This window comes from Arthrobacter flavus, assembly GCF_039526005.1.
Classification (GTDB): Bacteria; Actinomycetota; Actinomycetes; order Actinomycetales; family Micrococcaceae; genus Arthrobacter_D; species Arthrobacter_D flavus.
This window is the reverse complement of the sequence record NZ_BAAAIJ010000047.1, coordinates 21592-27798: the sequence shown is the minus strand read 5'-3', so window position 1 is coordinate 27798 and position 6207 is coordinate 21592. Positions and strand designations below refer to the sequence as shown.

At 60.5% G+C, this 6207-nt stretch carries 11 protein-coding genes; all 11 read left to right on the top strand.

Features of this window, described 5'->3' with window-relative positions; all coding sequences use genetic code 11:
• Nucleotides 1-683: 683 nt before the first annotated feature.
• From rpsJ to rpsQ, 11 genes are read left to right on the top strand one after another with little or no spacing between them, the layout of a single operon-like run.
• Nucleotides 684-992: a 30S ribosomal protein S10 gene (gene rpsJ, locus ABD059_RS10145; protein WP_003803825.1), complete on the top strand. Its 309-nt coding sequence runs from the start codon at nt 684-686 to the stop codon at nt 990-992.
• Between the two features lie 16 nt (nt 993-1008).
• The gene (rplC, locus tag ABD059_RS10140) at nt 1009-1665 is read left to right on the top strand and encodes a 50S ribosomal protein L3 (RefSeq protein WP_024475622.1); all 657 of its coding nucleotides are present in this window, start codon (nt 1009-1011) and stop codon (nt 1663-1665) included.
• On the top strand, nt 1662-2330 hold the full coding sequence (rplD, locus tag ABD059_RS10135; protein WP_343879630.1) for a 50S ribosomal protein L4: 669 nt from the start codon (nt 1662-1664) through the stop codon (nt 2328-2330). The genes rplC and rplD overlap by 4 nt, the downstream gene beginning before the upstream one ends.
• Complete coding sequence (gene rplW, locus ABD059_RS10130) at nt 2327-2632, top strand: 50S ribosomal protein L23 (protein ID WP_019481495.1); 306 nt, start codon at nt 2327-2329, stop codon at nt 2630-2632. The genes rplD and rplW overlap by 4 nt, the downstream gene beginning before the upstream one ends.
• A 31-nt stretch (nt 2633-2663) precedes the next feature.
• Nucleotides 2664-3503, top strand: a complete 840-nt coding sequence (rplB, locus tag ABD059_RS10125; protein WP_026553532.1) for a 50S ribosomal protein L2 — start codon at nt 2664-2666, stop codon at nt 3501-3503.
• A gap of 12 nt (nt 3504-3515) precedes the next feature.
• Nucleotides 3516-3797 carry a 30S ribosomal protein S19 gene (rpsS, locus tag ABD059_RS10120; RefSeq protein WP_019481497.1) on the top strand — a complete coding sequence of 94 codons (282 nt, stop codon included), beginning with the start codon at nt 3516-3518 and terminating at the stop codon, nt 3795-3797.
• A 38-nt stretch (nt 3798-3835) separates the two neighbouring features.
• A complete protein-coding gene (rplV, locus tag ABD059_RS10115) occupies nt 3836-4201 on the top strand; it encodes a 50S ribosomal protein L22 (RefSeq protein WP_019481498.1) in 366 nt (121 codons plus the stop codon).
• The gene (gene rpsC, locus ABD059_RS10110) at nt 4201-5058 is read left to right on the top strand and encodes a 30S ribosomal protein S3 (protein WP_019481499.1); all 858 of its coding nucleotides are present in this window, start codon (nt 4201-4203) and stop codon (nt 5056-5058) included. Before rplV ends, rpsC begins: the two co-directional genes overlap by 1 nt.
• Complete coding sequence (gene rplP / locus ABD059_RS10105) at nt 5059-5475, top strand: 50S ribosomal protein L16 (protein ID WP_019481500.1); 417 nt, start codon at nt 5059-5061, stop codon at nt 5473-5475.
• 2 nt (nt 5476-5477) lie between these two features.
• Entirely contained in the window at nt 5478-5828 is a 351-nt protein-coding gene (gene rpmC / locus ABD059_RS10100) for a 50S ribosomal protein L29 (RefSeq protein ID WP_024475618.1), read from the top strand.
• Nucleotides 5825-6118: a 30S ribosomal protein S17 gene (gene rpsQ / locus ABD059_RS10095; protein ID WP_019481502.1), complete on the top strand. Its 294-nt coding sequence runs from the start codon at nt 5825-5827 to the stop codon at nt 6116-6118. The genes rpmC and rpsQ overlap by 4 nt, the downstream gene beginning before the upstream one ends.
• Nucleotides 6119-6207: the final 89 nt, after the last annotated feature.

The window sequence follows — 6207 nt, the reverse complement described above, 5'->3', positions numbered from 1 at the left end:
CTTTCCTGACACACGACGTCGGGCGGCGGGGAGCGGCAGGAAAGTGGCGCAGCTGCAGGAACGTGGGTGCGCTGCAGTGGTGACGGTAGGAAAGTGGTGGAGCTGCAGGAACGTGGGTGCGCTGTAGTGGTGTCGGCAGGAAAGTGGTGGAGCTGCAGGAACGTGGGTGCGCTGCAGTGGTGTCGGCAGGAAAGTGGCGGAGCTGCAGGAACGTGGTTGCGCCACAGCGATCCTGCACCGCGGGCACTTTTCTGGCGGACGACGTCGGCCGGTGGGGGAGCGAGCCGGCTAAAGTACATCACACCGAGGGGCGTGTCCCGGCGTGGATTCGCCTTATGCCCTGATATCTGGAAGACTGGACAAGTTGTTCAAGCGCTTGCGCGCGCGGTTTGAGATACCGTCCCGGTCAGGATAATGCCTGATGCAGGGTCTGTGTTCACCGGGCGGTTAGCCCAAATATGACCACCCCCATTTCAGTTCGGCTGGAAACGTGGAAGCAAACAGAGGAATCAGTTTGCGGAAAATCCACGACACGCCCGAGCGCGGGGGTCGGTACCTCCGCAGGGTGAGGAACCCGGAAACTTCCGGATTCAGTCTGTGGGAGGAGCGCCAGTGCAACGGGCGCAGCACGTGCAGGAACTGACAGTTATTCAAGAATTCTTGAGAGAGAGAGTCGAGACGCCATGGCGGGACAAAAAATCCGCATCCGGCTGAAGTCGTATGACCACGAGGTCATCGACGTATCAGCACGGAAGATCGTTGAGACGGTGACGCGCGCAGGCGCTACGGTAGTTGGCCCAGTGCCCCTGCCGACGGAGAAGAACGTGTACTGCGTTATCCGCTCACCGCACAAGTACAAGGACAGCCGCGAGCACTTTGAAATGCGTACTCATAAGCGTCTGATCGACATCATTGACCCCACGCCCAAGGCCGTTGATTCGCTGATGCGTCTCGACCTGCCTGCGGACGTGAACATCGAAATCAAGCTGTAAGGGAGAGCGGATCATAATGTCTACTTCACTTACGCGTCAGGTCAAGGGTCTTCTGGGCACCAAGCTCGGAATGACCCAGGTCTGGGACGAAAACAACCTGCTGGTACCGGTTACCGTCGTCCAGGCTGACTCCAACGTCATTACCCAGCTCCGCTCAGCGGACCAGGACGGCTACACGGCTGTCCAGATCGGCTTCGGCCAGATCGATCCCCGCAAGGTGACCAAGCCACTGGCCGGTCACTTCGAAAAGGCCGGCGTCACGCCGCGCCGCCACGTGGTTGAGCTGCGTACCTCCGATGCTGACACCTACTCGCTGGGCCAGGAGCTCTCTGTTGAGATCTTCGAAGCCGGCCAGAAGGTCGACGTCATCGGCACCACCAAGGGCAAGGGCTTCGCAGGTGTCATGAAGCGTCACGGCTTCCACGGCGTCGGCGCATCCCACGGTGCCCACAAGAACCACCGCAAGCCCGGCTCTATCGGTGGCGCGTCCACCCCTAGCCGCGTCTTCAAGGGTATGAAAATGGCAGGCCGCATGGGTGCCGTTCGTCAGACCACTCTGAGCCTCACAGTTCACGCTGTGGATGTCGAGAAGTCGCTGCTGCTGATCAAGGGTGCCGTTCCCGGCGCCCGCGGCCAGGTCGTCCTCGTACGCACTGCCGTGAAGGGAGCATGACCAGAATGGTCACGAACTCAGCTGTCAACACTGTAAAGGTCGATCTCCCCGCAGAGATCTTCGACACGCAGACCAACGTGCCACTGCTGCACCAGGTCGTCGTGGCTCAGCTTGCTGCTGCCCGTCAGGGTACGCACAAGACGAAGACTCGTGCAGAGGTATCCGGCGCAGGCCGCAAGCCGTTCAAGCAGAAGGGAACAGGTCGTGCCCGCCAGGGTTCGATCCGTGCTCCTCACATGACCGGTGGCGGCGTTGTCCACGGACCCACCCCACGCGACTACAGCCAGCGCACCCCCAAGAAGATGAAGGCTGCCGCTCTGCGCGGTGCCCTCTCTGATCGGGCACGCAACGGCCGTATCCACGTCCTCGAGTCCCTGGTATCCGGCGACAAGCCGTCCACCAAGGGTGCAATCGAAGCGCTTCGCAGCATCTCGGAGCGTCCAAACTTGCTCATCGTTATCGAGCGCGCCAACGATCTCACGGCACTGTCCGTGCGGAACGTCCCGGAAGTACACGTCCTCTATGTTGACCAGCTCAACACCTATGACGTGCTGGTTTCCGACGACGTGATCTTCACGAAGGCCGCTTACGACACGTTCGTCGGGTCAGTTGACTCGACCGTAGATGCTGACGAGAGCACAACAGCTACGGAGGACGCCAAGTGAGCGCGACCATCTCCAAAGATCCCCGCGACGTCGTCCTTGCGCCGGTCGTTTCGGAAAAGAGCTACGGCCTGATCGACGAAGGTAAGTACACCTTCCTGGTCGACCCTCGCTCGAACAAGACAGAGATCAAGTTGGCCGTGGAGAAGATTTTCTCCGTCAAGGTCGATTCGATCAACACACTCAATCGTTCAGGTAAGCGCAAGCGCACCCGCTTCGGTTGGGGGCAGCGTAAGGGCACCAAGCGTGCCATCGTGACCCTCAAAGAAGGAACGATCGACATCTTCGGCGGTCCGCTCGGTTAGGGCGGAGACCACTTTAACGAGGAAATGACACATGGCTATTCGTAAATACAAGCCAACAACGCCTGGCCGCCGCGGCTCAAGCGTTGCTGACTTCGCAGAAATCACTCGGTCGACACCGGAGAAGTCCCTGGTGCGTCCCCTCCCCAAAAAGGGTGGACGTAACAACACCGGCAAGATCACGACCCGTCACAAGGGTGGTGGCCACAAGCGCCAGTACCGCCTGATTGACTTCCGTCGCCACGACAAGGACGGCGTTGACGCCCGCGTTGCTGAGATCGAATACGATCCCAACCGCACGGCTCGCATCGCGTTGCTCCACTACGTTGACGGCACCAAGCGCTACATCGTTGCACCTAACCGCCTGAAGCAGGGCGACATGGTGGAAGCCGGTGCCGGTGCTGACATCAAGCCAGGCAACAACCTGCCACTGCGGAACATCCCGGTTGGTACCGTGATCCACGCTGTGGAACTGCGTCCAGGCGGCGGGGCCAAGATGGCTCGCTCGGCCGGTGCGTCAGTCCAGCTGGTTGCCAAAGAGGGCCGCTTCGCGCAGCTCCGCCTCCCCTCCGGTGAAATCCGCAATGTGGATGTTCGCTGCCGGGCCACCATCGGTGAAGTTGGAAACGCAGAACAGTCCAACATCAACTGGGGTAAGGCCGGCCGTATGCGCTGGAAGGGCGTCCGCCCAACCGTTCGTGGCGTCGCCATGAACCCGGTTGATCACCCACATGGTGGTGGTGAAGGTAAGACCTCTGGTGGCCGTCACCCGGTGAACCCGAACGGTAAGGCCGAAGGCCGTACCCGCCGCAAAAACAAAGAGAGCGACTCACTGATTGTGCGTCGCCGTCGTTCCGGCAAGAACAAGCGATAGGAGCCTGGAGACATGCCACGCAGCCTGAAGAAAGGCCCCTTCGTCGATCAGCACCTTTTTGTGAAGGTAGCTCGTGAAAACGACAAGGGCACCAAGAACGTCATCAAGACGTGGTCCCGCCGCTCAATGATCATCCCCGACATGCTGGGGCACACGATCGCCGTGCACGACGGGCGCAAGCACATCCCGGTGTTTGTCACAGAGTCAATGGTCGGGCACAAGCTCGGCGAATTCGCTGCGACGCGGACCTTCCGCGGCCATGTAAAGGACGACCGCAAGGGCAAGCGCCGCTAGGCGCTGCTCGAGCGGCAGAAGACGAGAGAAGGAAAGCAATGGAAGCCAAGGCAGTTGCGCGTTTTTCGCGTGTCACGCCTATGAAGGCCCGGCGCGTCGTCAACCTGGTTCGTGGCAAGCAGACGAATGAGGCTCTGGCAATACTGAAGTTCGCCCCACAGGCGGCTTCAGAGCCGGTATTCAAGGTAGTACAGTCGGCGGTCGCTAACGCCCGTGTCCTCGCGGACCGGGATGGCATCGCATTCGACGAAGATAACCTGTTCATCAGCGAGGCATTTGTTGATGAGGGCCCCACGATGAAGCGGTTCCGGCCGCGCGCCCAGGGCCGTGCATTCCGCATTTTGAAGCGGACTAGCCACATCACAGTTGTAGTAGCCACCCCTGAGAAAGCGCAGGTCCGCTAGTGGGACAGAAAGTAAACCCGCATGGGTTCAGGCTCGGTATCACCACGGACCACCGTTCGCACTGGTTTGCCGACAGCAACAAGCCAGGTCAGCGGTACAAGGACTACGTCCGCGAGGACATCAAGATCCGTCAGCTGATGGCGACGGGCATGGACCGTGCCGGCATCGCCAAGGTAGAGATCGAGCGCACCCGTGACCGTGTTCGTGTGGATATCCACACTGCACGTCCCGGCATTGTGATCGGTCGCCGCGGCGCCGAAGCAGACCGCATCCGCGGCGAGCTGGAGAAACTGACCGGCAAGCAGGTTCAGCTGAACATCCTCGAGGTCAAGAACCCCGAGATGGAAGCTCAGCTTGTAGCCCAGGGCGTTGCCGAGCAGCTCTCCTCACGCGTGGCATTCCGCCGTGCGATGAAGAAGGCTATGCAGTCGGCACAGCGCGCAGGAGCCAAGGGCATCCGTGTCCAGTGTTCCGGCCGTCTGGGTGGCGCAGAAATGAGCCGTTCCGAGTTCTACCGTGAAGGCCGTGTGCCCCTGCACACCCTCCGCGCGAACATCGATTACGGATTCTTCGAGGCCAAGACCACCTTCGGCCGTATCGGCGTGAAGGTCTGGATCTACAAGGGCGACATCACCGCCAAGGAGCTCGCAGCCCAGGCTGCAGCTGCACCGTCCCGCGGACGCGGTGGCGGAAGCGACCGTCCGAGCCGTGGCCCAGCTGGCGCTGACCGTGGCGGAGACCGCGGTGCAGACCGTCGTCGTCGTAACCCGGCCGGTTCCGCTCCTACCGAGGCGCAGGCAACTGCTGCACCGGCTGAAGCTGCAGCTCCGGCAGCAGCGGAAGGAGGACAGGCTTAAATGCTTATCCCTCGTCGAGTCAAGTTCCGTAAGCAGCACCACCCGGGTCGTTCCGGCGCTGCAACCGGTGGCACTGAGGTCAGCTTCGGTGAGTGGGGTATCCAGGCTCTGAGCCCGGCATACGTCACGAACCGTCAGATTGAAGCTGCACGTATTGCCATGACCCGCCACATCAAGCGTGGCGGCAAGGTCTGGATCAACATTTATCCCGACCGCCCACTGACCAAGAAGCCTGCCGAAACCCGTATGGGTTCCGGTAAGGGTTCCCCAGAATGGTGGGTATCCAACGTCAAGCCGGGTCGGGTTCTCTTCGAACTCTCCGGTGTATCAGAAGAGGTAGCCCGCGAAGCATTGCGCCTAGCAATCCACAAGCTGCCGTTGAAGGCACGCATTGTGCGTCGTGAAGGTGGTGAGTAGACATGGCTATAGGTTCAAAGGAACTGACATCCGAGCAGTTGGACGGCTTCGATCGTGATCGCCTGGTCGAAGAACTCCGCAAGGGTAAGGAAGAGTTGTTCAACCTTCGCTTCCAGTCCGCTACGGGTCAGTTGGAAAATCACGGGCGTTTGCGCTCAGTGAAGCGCGATATCGCACGCCTGTACACGGTGATGCGTGAGCGTGAGCTCGGCATTCGGCCTGACTTTGTTGCTCCCGTTGAGGAAGCAAAGCCTGAAAAGGCCAAGAAGTCCAAGAAGGCCTCCACCAAAGACGCCCCGGATGCGGGCACGCCTGACGCAGGCACCGAGGCTTCTAAGGAGGACGCCAAGTGAGTGAACAGAAGAGTGAAGCAACGACGTCGGACGATCTCGCCCGCGGCTACCGTAAGACCCGTCGTGGCTACGTAGTCTCGGACAAGATGGAAAAGACCATCACGGTCCAGGTTGAGGACCGGGTGAAGCACGCACTGTACGGCAAGGTTCTTCGCCGCAGCACCAAGGTCAAGGTCCACGATGAAGAGAACACCGCCGGCATCGGCGATCACGTTCTCATCAGCGAGACCCGCCCGCTGTCCGCTACCAAGCGGTGGCGTCTGGTCGAGGTAATCGAACGCGCCAAGTAGGCTCCCGCAAGGGAACCAGCTGTTACGACTGGGCCCCGGAGGTGAAATCGCACTGCGATTTCACCTCCGGGGCACTTTCGCGATAAGAT

Bases quoted from the DNA above. Each gene is read 5' to 3' on its own strand.
- rpsJ (WP_003803825.1), top strand. From the start codon at position 684: ATGGCGGGACAAAAAATCCGCATCCGGCTGAAGTCGTATGACCACGAG.
- rplC (WP_024475622.1), top strand. From the start codon at position 1,009: ATGTCTACTTCACTTACGCGTCAGGTCAAGGGTCTTCTGGGCACCAAG.
- rplD (WP_343879630.1), top strand. From the start codon at position 1,662: ATGACCAGAATGGTCACGAACTCAGCTGTCAACACTGTAAAGGTCGAT.
- rplB (WP_026553532.1), top strand. From the start codon at position 2,664: ATGGCTATTCGTAAATACAAGCCAACAACGCCTGGCCGCCGCGGCTCA.
- rpsS (WP_019481497.1), top strand. From the start codon at position 3,516: ATGCCACGCAGCCTGAAGAAAGGCCCCTTCGTCGATCAGCACCTTTTT.
- rplV (WP_019481498.1), top strand. From the start codon at position 3,836: ATGGAAGCCAAGGCAGTTGCGCGTTTTTCGCGTGTCACGCCTATGAAG.
- rplP (WP_019481500.1), top strand. From the start codon at position 5,059: ATGCTTATCCCTCGTCGAGTCAAGTTCCGTAAGCAGCACCACCCGGGT.
- rpmC (WP_024475618.1), top strand. From the start codon at position 5,478: ATGGCTATAGGTTCAAAGGAACTGACATCCGAGCAGTTGGACGGCTTC.